Source organism: Streptomyces xanthophaeus (assembly GCF_030440515.1).
Taxonomy (GTDB): domain Bacteria; phylum Actinomycetota; class Actinomycetes; order Streptomycetales; family Streptomycetaceae; genus Streptomyces; species Streptomyces kutzneri.
In genome coordinates this window covers 5,159,651-5,178,060 of sequence record NZ_CP076543.1, presented here as the reverse complement: position 1 = coordinate 5,178,060, position 18,410 = coordinate 5,159,651, and the positions used below count along the sequence as shown (strand labels likewise).

Sequence of the window (18,410 nt, the reverse complement as noted above, 5' to 3'; positions counted from 1 at the left end):
GTCCGGACCGAAGGTGCGGTCTTCGGTCCAGACCCGTTATACAAAGGTCACTCTGCCGGTCGGGGGTGGCCGGCAAGTAACCAGTCAGCTTCCGGTTGCCGACTTCCACGCGTCGACGTAGCCGGTGAGGTTCTTGTCGATGTCGGCCCAGTTCGGCTCGAAGATCTCCACGCCCGTCATGAGCTTGGTGAGTTCGACGGCGTTGGCGTCGGTCGGCTTGACGTCGGTGCGCGCCGGGAAGCCGCCGCCGACCCCGCTGACCAGCTGCTGGGCCTCCTCGCCGAGCAGGAAGTCGAGGAGCTTCTTGCCGTTCTCGGTGTGCGGGGCCTTGTCGACGAGGCCGGCCGCGTACGGCAGGGCGAAGCTGGTGGGCTTGCCGCCCTCCTTCGCCGGGAACCAGATGCCCAGGTTCGGCATGGACTTGGACTGCGCGAAGTTCATCTGGACGTCGCCGTTGGCCACGAGCAGCTCGCCCTTGTCGGTCTTGGGCGCCAGCTTGCTGGTGGAGGAGGACGGGCCCACGTTGTTGGCCTGGAGCTTCTTCAGGTAGTCCATCGCCGGCTCCTGGCCGCCGAAGTCGTGCATCGACTTGATGAGCACGGCGGTGCCGTCGCCCGCGACACCCGGGGTGGAGTACTGCAGCTTGCCCTTGTACTTGGCGTCCAGGAGCTCCTCCCAGGTCTTGGGGGCCTCGGTGAGCTCTTTCTTGTTGTAGACGAAGCCGAAGTAGTTCTTGACGACCGAGGTCCACTTGCCGTCGGCGGCCTTGTCCGCGCCGTTGACCTTGTCGGATCCCTGGGGCTTGTAGGGCTGGAGCAGGCCCTTGCCGTCGGCCTGCTGAATGAAGGGCGGCAGGGTGATCAGTACGTCGGCCTGGGTGTTGGTCTTCTCGCGGACGGCGCGCTGCACCATCTCGCCGGAGCCGCCCTCGACGTACTTGACCTCGATGCCGGTCTTCTTGGTGAAGTCGGCGAAGACCTTGTCGTACCAGCCGTCGCCCTTCTCGCTCTTGAGGCCGTCGGCGCTGTAGACGGTGACGACCTTCTCGCCGCCCTCGGAGCCGGCGGCGGAGGTACCGCCGCCGCAGGCGGTGAGGGAGGAGGCGAGGGCGAGGGCGCCGGTGACGACGGTGGCGGTGCGCAGGAGTCTCTTGCCGGTCATGGAACTTCCTTACGGGGAAAGGGAGTCGGAAAGGGAGTCGGGGTCGTGAGGGGCGAGCGGTTCAGCGGTAGGAGGCCCTGGTGCGGACGCGGGAGACGGCCAGGAGGACCAGCAGGGTGGTGGCCATCAGGACCACGGCGACGGCGGAGCCGCCGTAGAGCGAACCGCGGTCGGTGGCGGTGAAGATGCGGACGGGGAGGGGCATCCAGTCCGGCGGGTAGAGCATCATCGTGGCGCTCAGCTCGCCCATGGACAGGGCGAAGCAGAGACCGGCCGCGGCTGTGAGGGACGGCAGCAGGAGGGGGAGTCTGACCCGCCACAGGACGTACGCGGGACGGGCGCCCAGGGAGGCGGCCGCCTGCTCGTACGCGGGGTCGAGCCGTACGATCGCCGCCGAAACCGACTGGTGGGCGAACGCCGTGACAAGAATCGTGTGCGCCAGGATGACGATCGAGCTGGTGCCGTTGAGCAGGACCGGGGGCCGGCTGAAGGCGACGAGCACGGCGAGGCCGACGACGACGGACGGCACGGCGACGGGCAGCATGAACAGCGCGTCCAGGACCCGCTTCGCGCTCTTCCTCAGCGTGGCGGCGGCCAGCGCGGCCCAGGTCCCGACGGCGAGCGCGAGGAGGCTGGCGGCCAGGGCGGTGACCAGGCTGGTGGTCAGGGCCTGGAGGGATTCGCCGCGCACGGCGGCCGCGTAGTTCTCGGTGGTCGGACCGGAGGGGAAGGCCCCGGACCAGTGGGTGGCGAAGGAGGCCGCGACCACGACGAGCAGGGGCAGGGCGAACAGCGGCAGGAAGAGGAGGCCGAAGAGGCCCCAGGCGGCCCAGCGGCCGCTCTTGCTATGCACCAGCACGCTTGCCCACCACCCGGTAGAGGCCGAACAGGCCGACGGATATCGCGATGTTGACGACGGCGACCACGCAGGCGGCCGCGTAGTCGGATTCGAGGATGGCCTTGCCGTAGATGAGCATCGGGAGGGTCGTGACGTCCTTGGCGCCGGTGAACAGGACGATCCCGAACTCGTTCAGGCACATGACCAGGACGAGGCTGCCGCCGGCGGCGAGGGCCGGGAGGGCCTCGGGCAGGATCACCTGCCGGACGATCCGGGCGGGCCGGGCGCCGAGGCCGGCGGCGACCTCCAGCTGGGCGGTGTCCAGCTGGGAGAAGGCGGCGAGCAGCGGGCGCATCACGAAGGGCGTGAAGTACGTGATCTCCGCGAGCAGGACGCCCCAGGGGGTGGTGAGGAAGTGGAAGGGCCCTTCGGCGGCGCCGGTGAGGTCGGTGACGAGGCCGTTGGCCATGCCGACCGTTCCGTAGACGAAGAGGAGGGCGAGGGTGATGAGGAAGGAGGGGAAGGAGAGGAAGACGTCGATGAACTTGGCGACGGCGCGGGCCCCGGGGAAGGGCACGAAGGCGATGATCAGCGCGAGCGTGAAGCCGAGTACGAGGCAGCCGGCAGTCGCACCGACGGCCAGCCAGACGGTGGTCCCGAGGGCCTCGCGGAAGCTCTGCGAGGCGAAGACGGAGGCGTACGCGTCGAAGGCGCCGCCACCGTTCTCGGGGCTGAGCGACTGCTGGACGACCAGCGCAAGCGGATACAGGAACACGAACGCGAGTACGGCAACGGGCGGCAGGGCCCACAGCGCCGAATTCAGCCCCGCCGGCGTTCGAGGCGCGGGGCCCGGGGCGGAGCCCCGATCTTTGAGCCCTGCCGGCGTTCGAGGCGCGGGGCCCGGGACGGAGCCCCGATCTTTGAGCCCTGCCGGCGTTCGAGGCGCGGGGTCCGGGGCGGGGTCCGGGGCGGAGCCCCGGTCCTGAGCCGGCACGGCCGCGCGCCGCGTGGCCTCAGTCATCCGACACCCCTGCGGCCAGCAGCACGGCGTCCCGCGGCTCGAAGTGCAGCGTCACCCGGTCCCCCAGCGCGGGCGTCTCCCGCAGCTCGGGGAGGTCCGCCTTCACGCGGTGGCCGCCGACGTCCACGTACAGCCGGTGCGTCGAGCCGCGCCACTGGACCTCGGCGAGGGTGCCGCTCAGCGCGTTGGGGCCGGCGCCGAGGCCGAGCAGGTGCGGCCGTACGCACAGGGTCGCCGCCGAGCCCGGCGCCGCGCGCCCGCGGTCCAGGGTCAGCGTCCGGCCCTCGAAGACCGCGCCGCTCTCGGCGACCGTCACCGGCAGCAGGTTCGCGTTGCCGACGAACGAGGCGGTGAACTCGGTGCGCGGGGTCCGGTACAGCTCCTGCGGGGTCCCGCAGTCCCGCAGCCGGGCCTGGTCCATCACGGCGATCCGGTCGGCCAGGGTGAGCGCCTCCACCTGGTCGTGGGTAACGTACAGGATCGATACGTCGGGCAGTTCTCGGTGCAGGCGGGCCAGTTCGGTGAGCATCCCGGAGCGCAGCTGCGCGTCGAGGGCGGACAGCGGCTCGTCGAGCAGGAGCACCCCCGGGCGGATGGCGAGGGCGCGGGCGATGGCCACGCGCTGCTGCTGGCCGCCGGAGAGCTCGCGGGGGTGGCGCCGCGCGTAGGCGGCCATGCCGGTGAGTTCGAGGGCCTCGGCGACCCGGCCGGGGATCTCGGCCCTGGGGGCCTTCTGGGCCTTGAGGCCGAAGGCGACGTTGTCCTCGACCCGCATGTGCGGGAAGAGCGCGTACTGCTGGACGACCATGCCGATGCCACGCTTGTGCGGCGGGAGCGCGGTGACGTCCCGGCCGCCTATCAGCACCCGGCCCGCGACGGGCCGTACGAAACCGGCGACTGCGCGCAGGGCCGTGGTCTTGCCGGAACCGGAGGGGCCGAGCAGGGCCATCACCTCCCCGGGTTCGACGGTCAGGTCGAGGGAGTCCAGGACGGTGCTGCCGCCGTAGGCGACGCTGACCCCGTCGAAACGGATACCGCTCACGGCGACTCCACGGGCGGGGTGGGGAGGGCGAGGAGGGCGAGGAGGGCGGGGAGTTCGGCGACGGAGTCCAGGACGTGGGTCGCGCCGTGCCGGGTGAGCGCCGCGCGGTCGTGGGCGCCGGTGAGGACGCCCGCCACGGTCCCGGCGCCTGCGCGGCGGCCGCTGAGCATGTCGTAGGCGGTGTCGCCCGCGACCACGACGTCGCTCACGTCGGCCACGGCGCCGGTGCGCAGGAACGCGGTCAGCACCATGTCCGGGTACGGGCGGCCGCGGCCGCCCGCGTCGGCGGGGCACAGGGTGAGGTCGGCGAGGTCCTGCCAGCCGAGGGCGTCGAGGATGGCGTCCTGGGTGACCCGGGCGAAGCCGGTGGTCAGGACGACGGTGCGGCCGTCGGCGCGGAGCTGCTCGATCGCGGCGCGGGCGCCGGGGAGCGGGGCGACGAGACCGCCGTCGACGAGGGCTCCGTAGGCCTCCTCGAAGGCGGAGTTGGCGCGGCGGGCGAGCTCCTCCGTACCGAAGAGGTGGCGGAAGACCGAGATCTTGGACTCGCCCATGGTGTCGAGGACGTACCGGAGCTTCTCGGCGTGGTCGGGGGTGCCGGGCTCGACGCCGAGGTGCTGGGCGGCCTGCTCGAAGGCGCGCTCGACGAGGCCGCCGTCGGCGACGGTGGTGCCGGCCATGTCGAGGACGACCAGCTTGCCGCGGGTGACGTCGGTTTCGGGTGTGATGTCGCTCATCTGACTTACCAGCCCAGTTCGTTCGCGGTGGTCTCGGCTATGGCGGGCGAGCAGGTCATGCCGCGCCCGCCGGGTCCGGTCACCAGCCAGACGCCGTCGGCCACCTGCTGGCGGTGGACGACGCGGGTGGTGTCGGTGCACTGCGCGTACACGCCGGCCCAGCGGTGGCGGATCCTCGGCAGCGGGCGGCCGAGGAAGGATTCGGCCACGGCGGCGACGTGCTCGTAGGGGTCTTCGAGGGTGTCGAAGGCGAAGGGGTGCTCGTACTCATGGGTGTCGCCGATGGTCAGTCCGCCGTCGCGGCGCTGGACCATCAGCAGCTGCATCTTGTGCTCGGCGGCGATCGGCGCCTGCGCCTGCTCGGCGTTGAGGGTGTCGAGCGCGGGGGACTTGTAGGCGGGGTAGTAGCGGAAGCTGTCGGCGTCCGCGACGGAGGTGGTGAGCGGCTCGCCGAGCGGGTCGGTCTGCATCATCTGGAGGCGGACGCGGCGCACGGGCAGGTCGGGGACCAGTTCGCGGACCAGGCCGGACAGCCAGGCACCGGTGGCCAGGACCACCGCGTCGGCGCGGTGGACGTCGCCGTGGTCGTCGCGGACGGCTGCGGGGCCGGCCCCGAGGCCGGCCACCTCGCGGACCTCACGCCCGGCGAGGAAGGTGTAGCGGCCGGCGGCGCGGGTGCGCAGGGCCTCCCGGAGGTGGAGCTGCGCGGTGCGTGGCTCCACGGCCGCGTCCCGCTCGCACCACAGTGCGGCCTCGAACGCGCCGCGCAGGGCCGGGTTGATCTCCCGCGCCTCGGCCGCGGTGAGCAGCTTGTAGCCGCGGGCGGCGGCGTCCGGGCGGGCCAGGGCCGCCTCGGCGACCGCGAGTTCGCGAGCGGTACGGACGGGGGTGAGGGAGCCGTTGGCGCGGAAGCCCAGGCCGGGCACCTCCGCGCCGATGCGCTCCCAGAGCTCGCGGGCCCGCAGGGCGGTGTCGAGCTCCTCTCCCCCGGCCCGTCCGCTGACCCAGATCTGGCCGAAATTACGCAGGGACGCGCCGCGGGCCTCCGCTTCTCGCTCGATCTGGACGACCTCGTGGCCGCGTTCGACTGCTTGCCAGGCGTGCATGGTGCCGACCACGCCGCCTCCGACGACTATGACTCTCACGCCGCCAACGGTGGGTCGGGTCCGTGACCCGGGAAGGTCGGCCCGGCGACGGCCCGGTGAACAGCCCCCGACACTTGGACTAGACCCGTTACCTTTCTGTGATGTAAATGCGTCCTGTTCTGCCCGGTACGGACTGATAGCTCCTGGGCTATTCGGCACGCAGGCGGGTCGTGAAGCTGAACCGGTCACCACGGTAGAGCGAACGCACCCGTTCCAGCGGCCGGCCGTCCTGGTCCCGTGAGAAGCGGTGGATGAGCAGCATGGGGAGAGCGGGCGGGGTGCCGATCAGCAGGGCTTCGCGCGGGGTCGCCAGGACCGTCTCCAGCTTCTCGTCGGCCTCGCCGAAGGAGATGCCGAGGCTGTCACGGAGGTACACGTAGAAGGAGGAGTCCGGCTGGAAGTCGCTGTCCAGGCGAGGGGCCCGGGCCACCCGGATGTACGTGCTCTCCAGGCCGACGCGCTCGTCGTCGGCGAGCAGGACCCGCTCCAGGTGCCAGACGGGCTCCCCGGGCTCGGCCCCGATGCCGGGAGCGACGTCGGGCGGGCAGGGGAACTGCTCCAGGCCGATGAGGTGACGGCCCGGACGGCGGCCCTGGCGGCGCACGCCCTCGGTGTAGCTGGCGAGGGAGAGCGGCTGCTCCAGCTTGGGGCCGGCGACGACGGTCCCGCGGCCGGAGCGGCGCAGCCGGCCCTCCAGCAGCAGCTCGCGCAGGGCCTGGCGGACGGTCTCGCGGGACACCTCGTACCGCTCGGCGAGATCGCGCTCGGTGGGCAGCGTGCCGCCTTCGCCGAGCTCGTCGAGGAGCTCGGCGATGCGGGCCTTGACGGCGTAGTACTTGGGGATGCGGCCGTGCTCGGGAATGCCGGAACGCACGGGTGAGCCGGGGCGGTGCCGCTGGGTCTGTTCTTCCACGGTGGGACTCTATGCGGGGCGGCCGGCGCCGCGAGGTGACGGGGGCGCGGAGGGGGCACGGAGGGGGCGCGGACGGTTCAGCGTGCGGAACGGCGCAGTCGGCGGGCCCCCAGCAGCAGGCCGCCACCGGCGGCGAGCGCGGCCACGGCACCCGTTCCGTACGCCCACTCGCGCGGGCCGGTATGGGCGAGGGAGCCCGCCTCGACAGGATCCTCCGGCCCCTCGACCGAGAACCGGTAGCCGCCCGCCTCGCCGATCCAGTCGCCGTCGTCACCCTTGCGCTGAACGAGGGCGGCGTCGGCGACGACCTCGCCGACGGGCGCGTCGGGGGCGAAGGAGAGGCCCACCTTGACGGTCCGGGAACCGCCGGGGCCGACGGTGAAGCCGGGGAAGGCGTCGCCGCCGTCGAAGATGGCGATGATCTCGTCGCGGTCGCTGCTCTCCAGGCTGACGGGGAAGGTGCCGCCCGGGGCGTCGAACTCCATGCGCAGGTGCGCGGGGCGCAGGACGCGGGCCTTGTCCGTGAAGACGACGATCGGGTGGATGGCCGTGCACTCGGAGTTGGTGGTGTTGGTCAGGTCCAGGTACCAGGTCTGCAGCCCGGCACCCGTGCGGTACACGGCCGGACCGCCGCGGATCCGCGCCCCGATGGGGAAGGCGGTGGTCTTGCCGTCGCCACAGGTGGCCTGCGTGCGGGAGGGCAGTGCGGGTGCGGGGCGTCCACCGCCCGCGCCGATGTCGGCTCCGGCGGTGGGCGCGGTGGTGGCGACCAGTGCGGCGGAGAGGGCTGCGGTGAGGGCAAGGGCTTTGCGCAGTCGCATGGAAGACCTTCGCTGCTCGCCGGACGGGACGATGATCGGACGAGGTGACAATCACCCCGGCTCTGCCCGCACCCTGCCACCGCCGCGCGACCCCTCATCGGGAGCCACGCCTGAGTTGTTCCGGTTTACGCCCGAATGATGCACGGGGTCAAGCCGTTCCCCCACCCCGAACCCCATCCGGCCCCGCCGCAAGCATCAGCCCCGCCGGCGATCGAGGCGCGGGGATCGGGGATCGGGGCCGAGCCCGGTCCTTCAGCCCCGGATCGGGGCCGAGCCCGGTCCTTCAGGCCCGCTGCCCGAACGTCGGCCCGAGCGCCAGCTCCGCCGCCCCCTCCGCCACACCCGCGCCCGCCAGGGCGACCACGGGCCGGGCCGGATCCAGCGCGCGGGCCGCGAGGACGGCCCCGACCCCGGCCACGAAGACCTCCGGCGCCGCCTCCACCACACGCCCGCCGAGCAGTACACGGTCCACGTCCAGCAGCGCGACCAAGTTGGCCGCACCCTCTCCCAGGATCCGTGCCGCCTCGGAAAGATCACCCCGGGCCACCGCCCCCAGGCACAGCACCTCCAAGCAGCCCCGTGCTCCGCACCGGCACGGCGGACCGTCCAGCAGGAGGACCTGATGTCCGAACTCCCCCGCCGCCGAGCGGGCGCCCCGGTAGACCCCGCCGCCCAGCCACAACCCCGCTCCGAGCCCCGTCCCTACGTGCAGGTACACGCAGGTGTGGGACCCACCGCCGGGATACGCATCCGCGGCTGCGGCTATGCCGGTGGCGGCGGCTGCGGCTGCGGCTGCGGCTGTGACGGCGGTGGCGGTGGCGGCAGCCGGCCCGGCATACGTATCCACCTCCGTGTCCGCATCCGCGTCCGCATCGGGCCAGGCGGCCCGGAGCCACGCCCCGGCGGCCGCGGCCGCACCGGCGTTCGTGTCCTTGTCCAGCAGCACCGGCAGGCCCAGCCGCCCCTCCAGCACTGCGCGCAGCGGAAAGCCCTTCCAGCTCGGGAAGCCCGTCACCCGCCCCATCGCCCCGGCCCGGTGGTCCAGCGGCCCCGGTGCGGCCACGCCGACGCCCAGGAGCGGCAGCCCTGCCGGATCCCCGACCCTCGCGACCGCCCGTACGACCGCCTCCACCGCCGCCTCCGGGCCGGCCCCGAAGTCCAGCGGGCCACCGCTCTCGGCGACGACGCGGCCCGCCAGGTCCACCCGTACCGCACGGAGCTCGTCGCGGTCCAGGTGCACTCCGACGGCGTGACGCGCGTCCGGCACCAGCCGGAGCAGCGTGACCGGCTTACCGCCGGTGGACGCCGCGCGGCCGGCCTCCACGACCATCCCGTCCGCGCCGAGCCGGGCCGTGATCTTGCTGACGGCCTGCGGGGTGAGACCCGTACGGGCCGCGAGTTCGGCGCGGCCCAGGCCCGCCGGACCGGCGCCGCGCAGCAGATCCAGCAGCAGCGCCTCGTTGTACCCACGCAGCGCCGGCAGGTTCACCCCGCCGCGACTCTCCCCGCTACCCCTGTTCACCCGCCCATTGTCCACCCTCCTTGCACTTTGACAACAGTGTCGCCAAAGTGGTCCCCATGAGCACCCCCGCCCCCTCCGCCCCCTCCACCCCCCTCCGCGTCGGCCTCATCGGCTACGGACTCGCCGGCTCCGTCTTCCACGCCCCCCTCGTGGCCGCCACGGACGGGCTCGCCCTCGACACCGTCGTCACCTCGGACCCGGCCCGGCAGGCCCAGGCCCGCGCCGAGTTCCCCGACGTACACGTCGCCGCCACCGCCGCCGAGCTGTGGGACCGGAACCTCGACCTGGTGGTGATCGCCTCCCCCAACCGGACGCACGTCCCGCTCGCCACCACCGCCCTCGAAGCCGGCATCCCGGTGGTCGTGGACAAGCCGCTCGCCGCCACGGCCGCCGAGGCCCGCGCGCTCGCCGCGCTCGCGGAGCGCAGCGGCACCTTCCTCTCCGTCTTCCAGAACCGCCGCTGGGACAACGACTTCCTCACCGTGCGCCGCCTCATCGCCGACGGCGACCTCGGCGAGGTCCAGCGCTTCGAGTCCCGTTTCGAGCGCTGGCGCCCGCAGCTGAAGGGCGGCTGGCGCGAGTCGGGCGCCCCGGAGGAGATCGGCGGCCTGCTGTACGACCTCGGCAGTCACGTCGTGGATCAGGCGCTGGTGCTGTTCGGCCCGGCCGTACGGGTCTACGCGGAGGCCGACCTGCGCCGCCCGGGCGCCGAGACCGACGACGACACCTTCATCGCGATCACGCACGCGAACGGGGTCCGCTCCCACCTCTACGTCAGCGCGACCACCGCCCAGCTCGGACCGCGGTTCCGCGTCCTGGGTTCGCGGGCCGGCTACGTGAAGTACGGCCTGGACCCGCAGGAGGGCGCCCTGCGCGAGGGGCTGCGTCCGGACGGGGACCTGCCCTGGGGCGAGGAGCCCCCGCACCTGTGGGGAGTCCTCGGGTCCGGCGAGTCCCCGCTGACCGGCGGCGGGATCCCCGTTCCGACCGAGCAGGGCGACTACCCGGCGTACTACGCGGCGGTGGCGGCCGCGCTGCGCGCGGGCGGGCCCGCGCCGGTGACGGCGCGCGAGGCGGCGAACTGCCTCGACGTACTGGAGGCGGCCCGCCGGTCGTCCGAGGAGGGCGTGATCGTGGAGATTCCCGCCACAGTGTCCGATTCTGACTGAAAATCGAAGCTTTGGCGGCCGGTGATCGTTCTATTCTTCTCGACGATTGAAGATCATTCAAAAGATCATCGACGTCGTGAAGAATGGATGACCTGTGAAGCTGACCCGGATCGCGTCGGTCGCCGCCGCCGCCGCGATGGCCCCGGCCGTCCTGCTCTCCTCCCCCGCCTTCGCCGCTGATGCCGTGTCGCCGGCCACGTCGTCGGGACCGACCGCGCCCGACCAGGCGCCCGAGGCCCCGAAGGCCGGCCCCCAGAAGGCCGACGGCGACCAGGCCGGTGCCGACAAGGCCGGTGCCGACAAGGCCGGTGCCGACCGAGCCGGGACCGGCAAGGCCGCGGACGAGAAGTCCGGCGACGACGAGCAGGCGGCGAAGGACCGGGCCGCGATCAAGGCGATCCTGGCCGACCCGACCAGCGGCCCGGGCGTGCGTGAGGCGGCGCAGAAGGCCCTCGACGGGACCGCCGCGGACATGCGGCGCTTCCTCGACGTCACCTGGCAGAAGGAGCAGTTCACCGACGACCGGGTCCGGGTCGCCCAGCTCCACAGCACCGGTGGCGTCGCCGTGAAGCGCGAGGCCGAGAAGGCCCTGCGGGCGAACACCCACGCCGCGCTGAAGGAGTTCCTGACGACCGGGCAGCACACGGCCCGGTACGAGGACGACCAGGTGGAGCTGTTCCGGATGCTGAACGGCGCGGGCCGGGGCATCCGCGAGGCCGTCGTGAAGCTGCTGCGCGACGGGACGCCGGAGCAGGTGCGCCAGTTCGTCGCCGTCGGCCAGCACTCGGTCCGCGCGAGCGACGACCGCGTCGAGCTCTCGCGGATGCTGCTCGACGCCGGGCCGGGCCTGAAGGCGGCCGTCGAGGCGCTCCTCGACGGGCACCCTTCCCACGCCGAGCTGCGGGAGTTCGTGAAGAACACCCAGCACGCGCTGCGCGACACGGACAACGAGGTGCTGATCTCCTCGATGCTGAACGGAACGCCCGGACCGGAGCTGAAGAAGGCCGCCCTCGCCGCTCTCAAGGGCACGGCAGCGGACCGCGCCGCGTTCCTGAAGACCGGCCAGCACGAGGCACGCGCCAAGGACAAGGCCGCCGAGGGGTCGGGCACGGGAACCGGCACGGGCACGGGTACGGGCACGGGAACCGGCACCGGCACGACCCAGGTCGTGACCACGGGTACGGGCACCGGAACGAGCACGGGCGGCGGCAGCAACAGCAACGTGACCGTGGCGGGCGGGTCCGGCCGGCTCGCGAGCACGGGCGCCGACGATGCCGAGACCGCCTGGCTCGCGGCCGGCAGCGCCGCCGCCCTCGCCGCGGGGGCCGCCCTGGTGCTCGCCAACCGCCGTCGCCGCATGTCGGCCGAGGCCTGAACACCCCGCACGCACGGGTAAGGGGCGGGGCCGCCGATGGCGGCCCCGCCCCTTACTTGTCCGTATCCGCGTCCGCGTCCGGCTACGCGCCCTTGAACTCCTGGCGCTGACGGCCGAGACCCGTGATCTCCACCTCGACGACGTCACCGGCCCGCAGGTAGGGCTTCGGCTCCGGCTGGCCCATGGCCACGCCGCCCGGCGTGCCGGTGACGATGACATCGCCCGGGTACAGGGTCATGAAGTGGCTCAGGTACCGGACGACCTCGCCGACCGGGAAGATCTGGTCCGAGGTGTTGCCGTCCTGCTTGAGCTCACCGTTGACCCACAGCTTCACGTCCAGGACCTGCGGGTCCGGGACCTCGTCGGCGGTGAGCAGCCAGGGGCCGATCGGGGTGAATGTCTCGCAGTTCTTGCCCTTGTCCCAGGTGCCGCCCCGCTCGATCTGGAACTCGCGCTCCGAGACGTCGTTGACCAGCACGTACCCGCCGACGTGCGCGAGGCCCTGCACGGCGGAGTCCAGGTAGCGGGCGGTGCTGCCGATGACGACGCCGAGCTCGGCCTCCCAGTCGGTCTTCACGCTGCCGCGCGGGATCAGCACCGTGTCGTCGGGGCCGACCACGGTGTCCGGGGCCTTCAGGAACAGGATCGGCTCGGCCGGCGGCTCCGCGCCGATCTCTGCGGCGTGCCCGAAGTAGTTCAGGCCGATGCCCACGACCTTGCCGATGCGGCCGACCGGGGCACCGATGCGCAGGCCTTCGGCGCTCAGGACCGGAAGCTCACCGGACTCGGCCGCGTCCCGTACCCGGGTCAGCACGGAGTCGTCGGCCAGCAGGCCGCCGTCCACATCCGTGATCAGGCCGGACAGGTCACGCAGGGTCCCGTCCCGGTCGAGCAGCGCGGGGCGTTCCGACCCTACGGGTCCGACACGCAGCAGCTTCATGGGCATTCTCCCGTGGTCGTGGGTGGTCGGCCCGGGGCGTGCCCAGGGCCGGCCGATGGGTTGCGGCCATCGGAGGATTGGTCGATCCTCCAAGATGTCCACCCAATCCGCAAGACCCTGTTCACAGACTGGAACGCGCGCCTCCATCCATCAGCTGCTCGGCCCGCTCCTTGCGGTACTGGAGCCAGGCCCGCTCCGCCACCGACCACGCGGTGGTGGTCAGCAGGTACAGCCCGGCGGCCAGCGGCACCACGGCGGCCGTGATCAGTGTCCCGAACGACAGCAGGGGCAGTACGCCGCCCAGCTTGCGCATGACCTCCTGCTGCTCGGCACTCACCTCGGCCATGACCCCGGCCCCGGCCTTGACCCCGCCGGCCCCGGGCTTGGACCCGCCCGCCCCGGGCTTCTTGGCGGCAGCGGCCTTCTTGGGGGCAGCGGCAGTGGCAGTGGCAGTGGCGGCAGCGGCCGCCGCTACCGAGGCAGCCGTCCGGCGCCCCCGTACCGCGCTCCACGCGGCCACCACCGCGATCGCCCCGAACAGCCCGAGGAACACCAGCCCCTGCGCCCCGAACAGGCCGCCCTCGCCCAGCGCCTCGGTCCACCGGGCCCCCAGCGGCGCGGCGAAGAGCCGGTGCCCGAGCAGCTCGTTCGCCTTCCCGCCCACCTCGGCGGAGGAGAACGCCTGGTACATCACGAAGAACACCGGCAGCTGCAGCAGGATCGGCAGGCACCCCGCCGCAGGAGTCGCTCCCCGGAAGGCGGCCCTGCTCAGCGGGTGCAGTGCGAGCCGTACGAGCACGGTGAACAGCACGATCGCGGCAGCGGTCGCGGACTGCGCCAGCACCGGCTCAAGAAGCCGGCCCAGCTCAGCAACAAGGTGGGTGAAAACGGACACGCGGGCCCTCCGAAGGGTCTCGTCGAACGTCGAAAGAGATGCATTTCGGCGTGACGACCCGCGAGGGGCGACAACAGTGATCAGTCAGCAGAAGGCGAGAAGTACTGCGCGCCCCTACGCGGCCGTCGGGACGAGACGGCCGGGCGCCCTGGGCCTCGACCGGCCCGAGGCATCGGGATCACGCTGCGGCAGGAAAGCCGTGCGCTGCTCGCGATCACGGATCGCGGTGCGTATTCGGTGCGGCGGCACGGGCCGCACGAGCCGCGCGGCGGCGGCGAGAGCCTCGGTGCCCACGGCGACGGTGGCCGCGAGGGCGACCACCACGGCGCCCAGCCCGCCCTCGCCGGCGAACAGCCCGAGGATTCCCCCGAGCAGCACGAGCGGGAGCAGCAGGGCAAGGACCCGCGAGGTCCGCGCGTACAGGGCGAAGGACAGCAGGCCGCCTTCGCGTCGTTGCCGAGCCATACGGACCTCCCCCTCTCCACTCCCGCGCACGAACTCCCGTACGACATCGATGGTAACCGGGCCCGCCGACAGATCCATCGGCCGCAAGTATCGAGGTCAGGAAGACTTGAGTAGGGTCCCCCAGACCACCAGCCGGTACTTCGAGGTGTACTCGGGCGTGCAGGTGGTGAGCGTGATGTACGCCCCGGGCTCGCTGTACCCCTGGTCCGGCTTCACCACGCTGCGCGGCACGGGCGCGATCACCCCGGTGTCCCGCTCGGTGGTCTCGCCGAGGATCTTCCCGACCACGTACGTGTACCGGCGCCCGCGCATGTCGACGATCAGCTCGTCGCCCGCCCGCAGCCGGTTGATGTACCGGAACGGCTCGCCGTGCGTGTTCCGGTGCCCGGCCAGCGCGAAGTTCCCCTGCGCCCCGGGCCCGGCGGTCCCCGGGTACTGCCCGGCGTAGCCCTTGTCCAGGACGGCCCGCTTGTCGACGCCCTGCGCCACGGGGACGACGAGCCCGAGACGCGGGACACGCAGCACGGCGTACGCCCGGTCCCGCTCGGAAGGCCCGGCGACGGGCGGGGCGGCGGGCCGGGCGGCCCGGGTCGCCGCGGGCGCCGCCCCCGAATCCGTCGGCCCACTCGGCTCCGGCCCCACCACGGGCCCGCCACCGCCACCACCATCAGCCCCGGCCCCGACCTCGGCCCCGACCGCTCCACCTGCGGCGGGCCCCTCGCCCCACGCCCGCTCCAGCGCCTGGACCTGCTCCTGCGCGGCCGCCGCGGCCTGCCGATTGGTCCACCACACCTGATGCACCACGAGCAACAGGACCACCACCCCCACGGTGACGATCAGCTCGGCGCCCGCCCACAACACCCCCGCGAGACCGGCCCGGCGCCCCCGCCGGCCGCTCCCCTGCACCACCACAGGTACGTGATCTCGCACGGGCGGCACCTTAAGTCCTACCCCGCCAACTGACCAGCGGCAGTACGGTGTGAACCATGCGCCCCGACACGCCTGCCGAGCACATCGCCGAAGCCGAGCGCCTCATCCGCACGGCGACCCGCTACCCCGAGGACCAGGAGCCCTTGCTCCTCCAGGCCGCGGCCCACCTCGAACTGGCCGACGCACGCGACCGGGCGAGTGCCCTGTACGACCAACTCCTCTCCTCCTCGCCCGCCGACCCCCACCTGATCAAGGCCCTGCAGGCGGCGAACCTCTGGGAGTACGGCCACGAGGCGGAGGCACGCGCCCTCATCACCGGCATCCGCGCCGCCTCGCCCAAGGACCCGGCACCGTGGGAAGTCATCGCGGAAGCCCTGGAGGCCCACGACGAGTTGGAGGCCTCGCACGACTGCTTCACCGAGGCGGCCACCCTCCTCATCGCGGAGGACGACCCGCTGACCCCGGCCACCACCGCCCTCCTCACGGGCCGCCACCGCGTCCGCCGCCTCCTCGGGCGCCCGCACGACGACTGGGACATGGTCGCGGACACCCGCCACATCGGCCCGATCCCCCTCGACGAGCTCCACGACCCGAAGCGCATCTGGGCCCTGGGCTCCGACGACCCCGCCGAACTGCGCGCGGAGATCGCCCGCCTGCGCGCCGAACTGGGCGACCGCCGCGCGGCCCTCTCCCGCCCCTTCCCGGTGGCGATCCTGCACTGGCCGCAGCGCGAACTGTCGGAGCTGCTGACCAGCTACCCGACCCTCGCCTCCGAATACCCCTCGCACGAGGCCCACCTGAGGGAGATCGAAACCTCCCTCCGCGCCCTGGCCGCCTCGGGCACCACGAACCTGGGCATCGTCACGGCGAGCGTCCCCTCGTACGAGGCCTTCGCGGCATCGGAGAAGACCTCCCCGGCCTCCCCGTCCCTGCTGGCCGAATACGCCACGACCCTGGCAGCCCGCGGCAAGGCCACCCCCTGGCCCCCAACCCCCACCGCCCCCTGCTGGTGCACATCGGGCAAGCCGTACGCGGAGTGCCACGGGGAGTAAGCCCCCTAGGGAAGCCGGTTCGCCCACCGTTCGCGGTGCTTGCGCGCAAACTCGAGGCCGATGTTGTGGCCCTTGACCTGCGCAAGCGCCGCATGGAAACGACCAGTGATTCCGTCAATCACGGTGAGCTCGTCCGTCAGCTGCAGTGCCCCGCGGTCGAACAATGCGTGACAGTTGGGGCACAAGCACAGGACGTTTTCAATCCGGTCGTCACCGAAGTGCGGCTTGCCCACGGCCTGTATGTGCGCCGCCTCGCTGTACGCCTCGCCCTCCACCGAGACGATCAGCCGAGCGCGACAGATCTGGCAGGTGTTGTCGTACATCTTCTTCACCGCGGTCACGACCTTGGAGTCCCGCACCAGACGATCCTGGGAGATGTAGCGGCGAGCTTGTTCCTCGAATGCCGTCTCCGCCCCTGCCAACGGATCCACGGGCTGAGGGGCCAGCACCTCACCTGCCGCGATCTTGATCAGCTTGAACTGGCAGATGCGGAAGCCTTCCTGTCCGACCGTCATCCAGTGGTCCGCGGTCTTGAACAGCCCCCGGTAGCGATACCCCTTGGTCGCTCGCCTGCGCTTGCCCTGGGTAACGCCCAGACCTTCGATCACTCGTACCGGATGCCCCATGGCCTGCGAGACGACGAGCGCGGCATTGCCCCGCTCGCCAAGGGATTGATCAGCGACCATCCGCCCCGAGTCTCGATCACGTCCCCCCTCGCCCGTATAGATGATCACGTCGCCTGCATCGTGGTCATCCACGTACCCGCCAGAGAGCACGATGGAGTCGGCTCCCGTCTTCTCGGTCCCGGAGATTCCACGGCCGCTGAAGCGATGAACGCCCTTGGCGTGGAGGGCCACATGGCCTGCAAACCAGTCCCCTTCGGCCACACCCTCAGGGGTACCAAACGCAACGGATCTTGAAGGCGTAGTCATGCGCGCATCATGCCAAAGGATCAATACCGGGTCAGGTCAATAAGGACGGGCCTGCGCGGTGACAGGCGGGCGGAGGCCGGCCGCGCATGCGCCATGCCACGGGTGGAGAAGCCGGCTCGGCCGTGCGACGGCCGGCCCCACCCAACTTCAGCCGACTCGGCGAAGCCCTGCTGGCCGCCTAGCGGTCCGCTGCCGCGTAGGCGGCCGTGGCTACCGCGGCAGCCGCCGTGAAGACCGCCGGCCAGGCGCCGATCTTCTTCGCCAGGGGGTGTGATCCCGCGAACGCGGCGACGTAGGCCGCGCCCAGGAGGGCCGTCGTCGCCGGGGTCGTGCGGCGGTGCCATTCGCGGGCCGCGAGGGTACCCGCGGCCGCGAGGACCACGCCGCCGAGCGGGCGTACGCCGGTCCAGCGGGCCGTGGCGTAGCCGCCGACCAGGCCGGCCGCCGCTACTGCCGAGGTGGGAATCTGCGCCATCGTGGGGTCCTCCAGCCGTTCGAACGTCTCCGGACGAGGCTAACGCGCCCGCCGCGTGAAGCGGCGCGCGGTCGTCACACCCAGGACCACGACGCCTCCGCCGAGGACGCCGGGCGGGACGGTGTCCTGGACGGCGCGGGGCAGGACGGCGATGACGCCCAGGGTGATGAAGAACGCCACCGCGCACGCGGCGAGGCCGACCAGGGCTTTGCGCAGGAGAGAGCTGGACACACGGGTTCAACGCCGCTGCGGGGGACGGCGATACGGGCGGGCCCGGACCACGTACGGAAGTCGGATTTGTCGCACACCCTCCGGATCCGCGCAGGTGCCCTCCGTGGAACCTCCCCGGCGTAGATTCACTCTCCTACACGGGCGATACGACCCAAGCCACCCAAGCCGGCCCAAGGAGCTGCAAACGTGATCTGTTATGGACCGGCCGTGCTGGACCTGTCGGACGAACTCGCCGACGCCTACAGCGAAGTGTTCTCCGCGCCACCGTGGAACGAGGATGAAGAAACCATTCGTCAGTTCTCCCTACGCCTCCAGGCCGACAGCCGCCGCGCCGGTTTCCGTACCGCCTTCGCTCAGTCGCCCGCGGGCATCGACGGCTTCGCCACCGGCTGGCTGACCCCCAAGACCTTCCCCCGCGACCGCGGCTACGGGCAGGTCTCCGCGCAGCTCGGCCGGCAGCGCGTACGGGAACTCCTCATCGGCGCCCTGGAGATCGACGAGCTCGCCGTACGCCCGCACGCGCGCGGGAACGGCACCGGGCGCACCCTCCTCGCCGAGATCACCGCCGACGCCCCCGACGGCCGCGCCTGGCTGCTGACCGCCCGGATGGCCACCGACACCGTCGCCACCTACCGGCGCCTCGGCTGGCACGAGGTCACCCCCCTGCCCGGCACGCAGAACGGCGTCGTCGTCTTCCTCGCCCCGGACCACCCCTCGGCCTGAGCATCGCGCACGCCCCACCGGGC

Annotated in this window: 20 protein-coding genes; 4 read left to right on the top strand and 16 right to left on the bottom strand. The window is 72.3% G+C overall.

Annotated features, from left to right (window positions below; translation table 11 throughout):
• Positions 1–84 precede the first annotated feature (84 nt).
• The 9 genes from KO717_RS22980 to KO717_RS22940 all read right to left on the bottom strand — a co-directional run bounded on the left by KO717_RS22980 (position 85) and on the right by KO717_RS22940 (position 9,200).
• Positions 85–1,161: a 2-aminoethylphosphonate ABC transporter substrate-binding protein gene (locus tag KO717_RS22980; protein WP_301370861.1), complete on the bottom strand. Its 1,077-nt coding sequence runs from the start codon at positions 1,159–1,161 to the stop codon at positions 85–87.
• 61 nt (positions 1,162–1,222) lie between these two features.
• Positions 1,223–2,020: an ABC transporter permease gene (locus KO717_RS22975; RefSeq protein ID WP_301370860.1), complete on the bottom strand. Its 798-nt coding sequence runs from the start codon at positions 2,018–2,020 to the stop codon at positions 1,223–1,225.
• The gene (locus KO717_RS22970) at positions 2,007–3,020 is read right to left on the bottom strand and encodes a 2-aminoethylphosphonate ABC transporter permease subunit (RefSeq protein WP_437184558.1); all 1,014 of its coding nucleotides are present in this window, start codon (positions 3,018–3,020) and stop codon (positions 2,007–2,009) included. Before KO717_RS22970 ends, KO717_RS22975 begins: the two co-directional genes overlap by 14 nt.
• Positions 3,013–4,062 carry an ABC transporter ATP-binding protein gene (locus KO717_RS22965; protein WP_301370859.1) on the bottom strand — a complete coding sequence of 350 codons (1,050 nt, stop codon included), beginning with the start codon at positions 4,060–4,062 and terminating at the stop codon, positions 3,013–3,015. The genes KO717_RS22970 and KO717_RS22965 overlap by 8 nt, the downstream gene beginning before the upstream one ends.
• On the bottom strand, positions 4,059–4,799 hold the full coding sequence (locus tag KO717_RS22960; RefSeq protein ID WP_301370857.1) for a phosphonatase-like hydrolase: 741 nt from the start codon (positions 4,797–4,799) through the stop codon (positions 4,059–4,061). Before KO717_RS22960 ends, KO717_RS22965 begins: the two co-directional genes overlap by 4 nt.
• A 5-nt stretch (positions 4,800–4,804) precedes the next feature.
• Positions 4,805–5,944: a TIGR03364 family FAD-dependent oxidoreductase gene (locus KO717_RS22955; protein ID WP_301370855.1), complete on the bottom strand. Its 1,140-nt coding sequence runs from the start codon at positions 5,942–5,944 to the stop codon at positions 4,805–4,807.
• A gap of 148 nt (positions 5,945–6,092) precedes the next feature.
• Positions 6,093–6,857: a GntR family transcriptional regulator gene (locus KO717_RS22950; RefSeq protein WP_301370853.1), complete on the bottom strand. Its 765-nt coding sequence runs from the start codon at positions 6,855–6,857 to the stop codon at positions 6,093–6,095.
• A 77-nt stretch (positions 6,858–6,934) separates the two neighbouring features.
• Positions 6,935–7,678: a hypothetical protein gene (locus tag KO717_RS22945; RefSeq protein WP_301370851.1), complete on the bottom strand. Its 744-nt coding sequence runs from the start codon at positions 7,676–7,678 to the stop codon at positions 6,935–6,937.
• A 283-nt stretch (positions 7,679–7,961) separates the two neighbouring features.
• Positions 7,962–9,200, bottom strand: a complete 1,239-nt coding sequence (locus KO717_RS22940; RefSeq protein WP_301370850.1) for an ROK family transcriptional regulator — start codon at positions 9,198–9,200, stop codon at positions 7,962–7,964.
• Between the two features lie 56 nt (positions 9,201–9,256).
• Between KO717_RS22940 and KO717_RS22935 the strand changes: the two genes are divergently transcribed.
• Entirely contained in the window at positions 9,257–10,369 is a 1,113-nt protein-coding gene (locus KO717_RS22935; RefSeq protein WP_301370848.1) for a Gfo/Idh/MocA family oxidoreductase, read from the top strand.
• A 94-nt stretch (positions 10,370–10,463) separates the two neighbouring features.
• The gene (locus KO717_RS22930; protein ID WP_301370846.1) at positions 10,464–11,744 is read left to right on the top strand and encodes an ALF repeat-containing protein; all 1,281 of its coding nucleotides are present in this window, start codon (positions 10,464–10,466) and stop codon (positions 11,742–11,744) included.
• Between the two features lie 82 nt (positions 11,745–11,826).
• Here the strand turns inward: KO717_RS22930 and KO717_RS22925 are convergent, their stop codons facing one another.
• From KO717_RS22925 to KO717_RS22910, 4 genes are all read right to left on the bottom strand, one after another.
• On the bottom strand, positions 11,827–12,684 hold the full coding sequence (locus KO717_RS22925; RefSeq protein WP_301370844.1) for a fumarylacetoacetate hydrolase family protein: 858 nt from the start codon (positions 12,682–12,684) through the stop codon (positions 11,827–11,829).
• A 121-nt stretch (positions 12,685–12,805) separates the two neighbouring features.
• Positions 12,806–13,579, bottom strand: a complete 774-nt coding sequence (locus tag KO717_RS22920) for a YidC/Oxa1 family membrane protein insertase (protein ID WP_301370843.1) — start codon at positions 13,577–13,579, stop codon at positions 12,806–12,808.
• A gap of 114 nt (positions 13,580–13,693) precedes the next feature.
• Positions 13,694–14,044, bottom strand: coding sequence for a DUF6412 domain-containing protein (locus KO717_RS22915; protein ID WP_301370841.1), 351 nt, complete (start codon positions 14,042–14,044; stop codon positions 13,694–13,696).
• A gap of 96 nt (positions 14,045–14,140) precedes the next feature.
• Complete coding sequence (locus KO717_RS22910) at positions 14,141–14,974, bottom strand: class E sortase (RefSeq protein WP_301370839.1); 834 nt, start codon at positions 14,972–14,974, stop codon at positions 14,141–14,143.
• Between the two features lie 56 nt (positions 14,975–15,030).
• Here KO717_RS22910 and KO717_RS22905 point away from each other — a divergent pair, with 56 nt between their 5' ends.
• A complete protein-coding gene (locus KO717_RS22905) occupies positions 15,031–16,026 on the top strand; it encodes an SEC-C metal-binding domain-containing protein (protein WP_301370837.1) in 996 nt (331 codons plus the stop codon).
• A gap of 5 nt (positions 16,027–16,031) precedes the next feature.
• On the opposite strand, the gene KO717_RS22900 is transcribed toward KO717_RS22905, so the two are convergent.
• The 3 genes from KO717_RS22900 to KO717_RS22890 form a co-directional block, all read right to left on the bottom strand.
• A complete protein-coding gene (locus KO717_RS22900) occupies positions 16,032–16,958 on the bottom strand; it encodes a YDG/SRA domain-containing protein (protein WP_301370834.1) in 927 nt (308 codons plus the stop codon).
• A gap of 178 nt (positions 16,959–17,136) precedes the next feature.
• A complete protein-coding gene (locus KO717_RS22895) occupies positions 17,137–17,433 on the bottom strand; it encodes a hypothetical protein (protein ID WP_301370832.1) in 297 nt (98 codons plus the stop codon).
• Between the two features lie 39 nt (positions 17,434–17,472).
• A complete protein-coding gene (locus tag KO717_RS22890) occupies positions 17,473–17,664 on the bottom strand; it encodes a hypothetical protein (RefSeq protein ID WP_301370831.1) in 192 nt (63 codons plus the stop codon).
• A gap of 186 nt (positions 17,665–17,850) precedes the next feature.
• Between KO717_RS22890 and KO717_RS22885 the strand changes: the two genes are divergently transcribed.
• Entirely contained in the window at positions 17,851–18,387 is a 537-nt protein-coding gene (locus KO717_RS22885; protein WP_301370830.1) for a GNAT family N-acetyltransferase, read from the top strand.
• Positions 18,388–18,410: the final 23 nt, after the last annotated feature.

Bases quoted from the DNA above. Each gene is read 5' to 3' on its own strand.
- KO717_RS22970 (WP_437184558.1), bottom strand. From the start codon at position 3,020: ATGACTGAGGCCACGCGGCGCGCGGCCGTGCCGGCTCAGGACCGGGGC.
- KO717_RS22895 (WP_301370832.1), bottom strand. From the start codon at position 17,433: ATGGCGCAGATTCCCACCTCGGCAGTAGCGGCGGCCGGCCTGGTCGGC.
- KO717_RS22945 (WP_301370851.1), bottom strand. From the start codon at position 7,678: ATGCGACTGCGCAAAGCCCTTGCCCTCACCGCAGCCCTCTCCGCCGCA.
- KO717_RS22915 (WP_301370841.1), bottom strand. From the start codon at position 14,044: ATGGCTCGGCAACGACGCGAAGGCGGCCTGCTGTCCTTCGCCCTGTAC.
- KO717_RS22925 (WP_301370844.1), bottom strand. From the start codon at position 12,684: ATGAAGCTGCTGCGTGTCGGACCCGTAGGGTCGGAACGCCCCGCGCTG.
- KO717_RS22905 (WP_301370837.1), top strand. From the start codon at position 15,031: ATGCGCCCCGACACGCCTGCCGAGCACATCGCCGAAGCCGAGCGCCTC.
- KO717_RS22935 (WP_301370848.1), top strand. From the start codon at position 9,257: ATGAGCACCCCCGCCCCCTCCGCCCCCTCCACCCCCCTCCGCGTCGGC.
- KO717_RS22960 (WP_301370857.1), bottom strand. From the start codon at position 4,799: ATGAGCGACATCACACCCGAAACCGACGTCACCCGCGGCAAGCTGGTC.
- KO717_RS22980 (WP_301370861.1), bottom strand. From the start codon at position 1,161: ATGACCGGCAAGAGACTCCTGCGCACCGCCACCGTCGTCACCGGCGCC.
- KO717_RS22900 (WP_301370834.1), bottom strand. From the start codon at position 16,958: ATGACTACGCCTTCAAGATCCGTTGCGTTTGGTACCCCTGAGGGTGTG.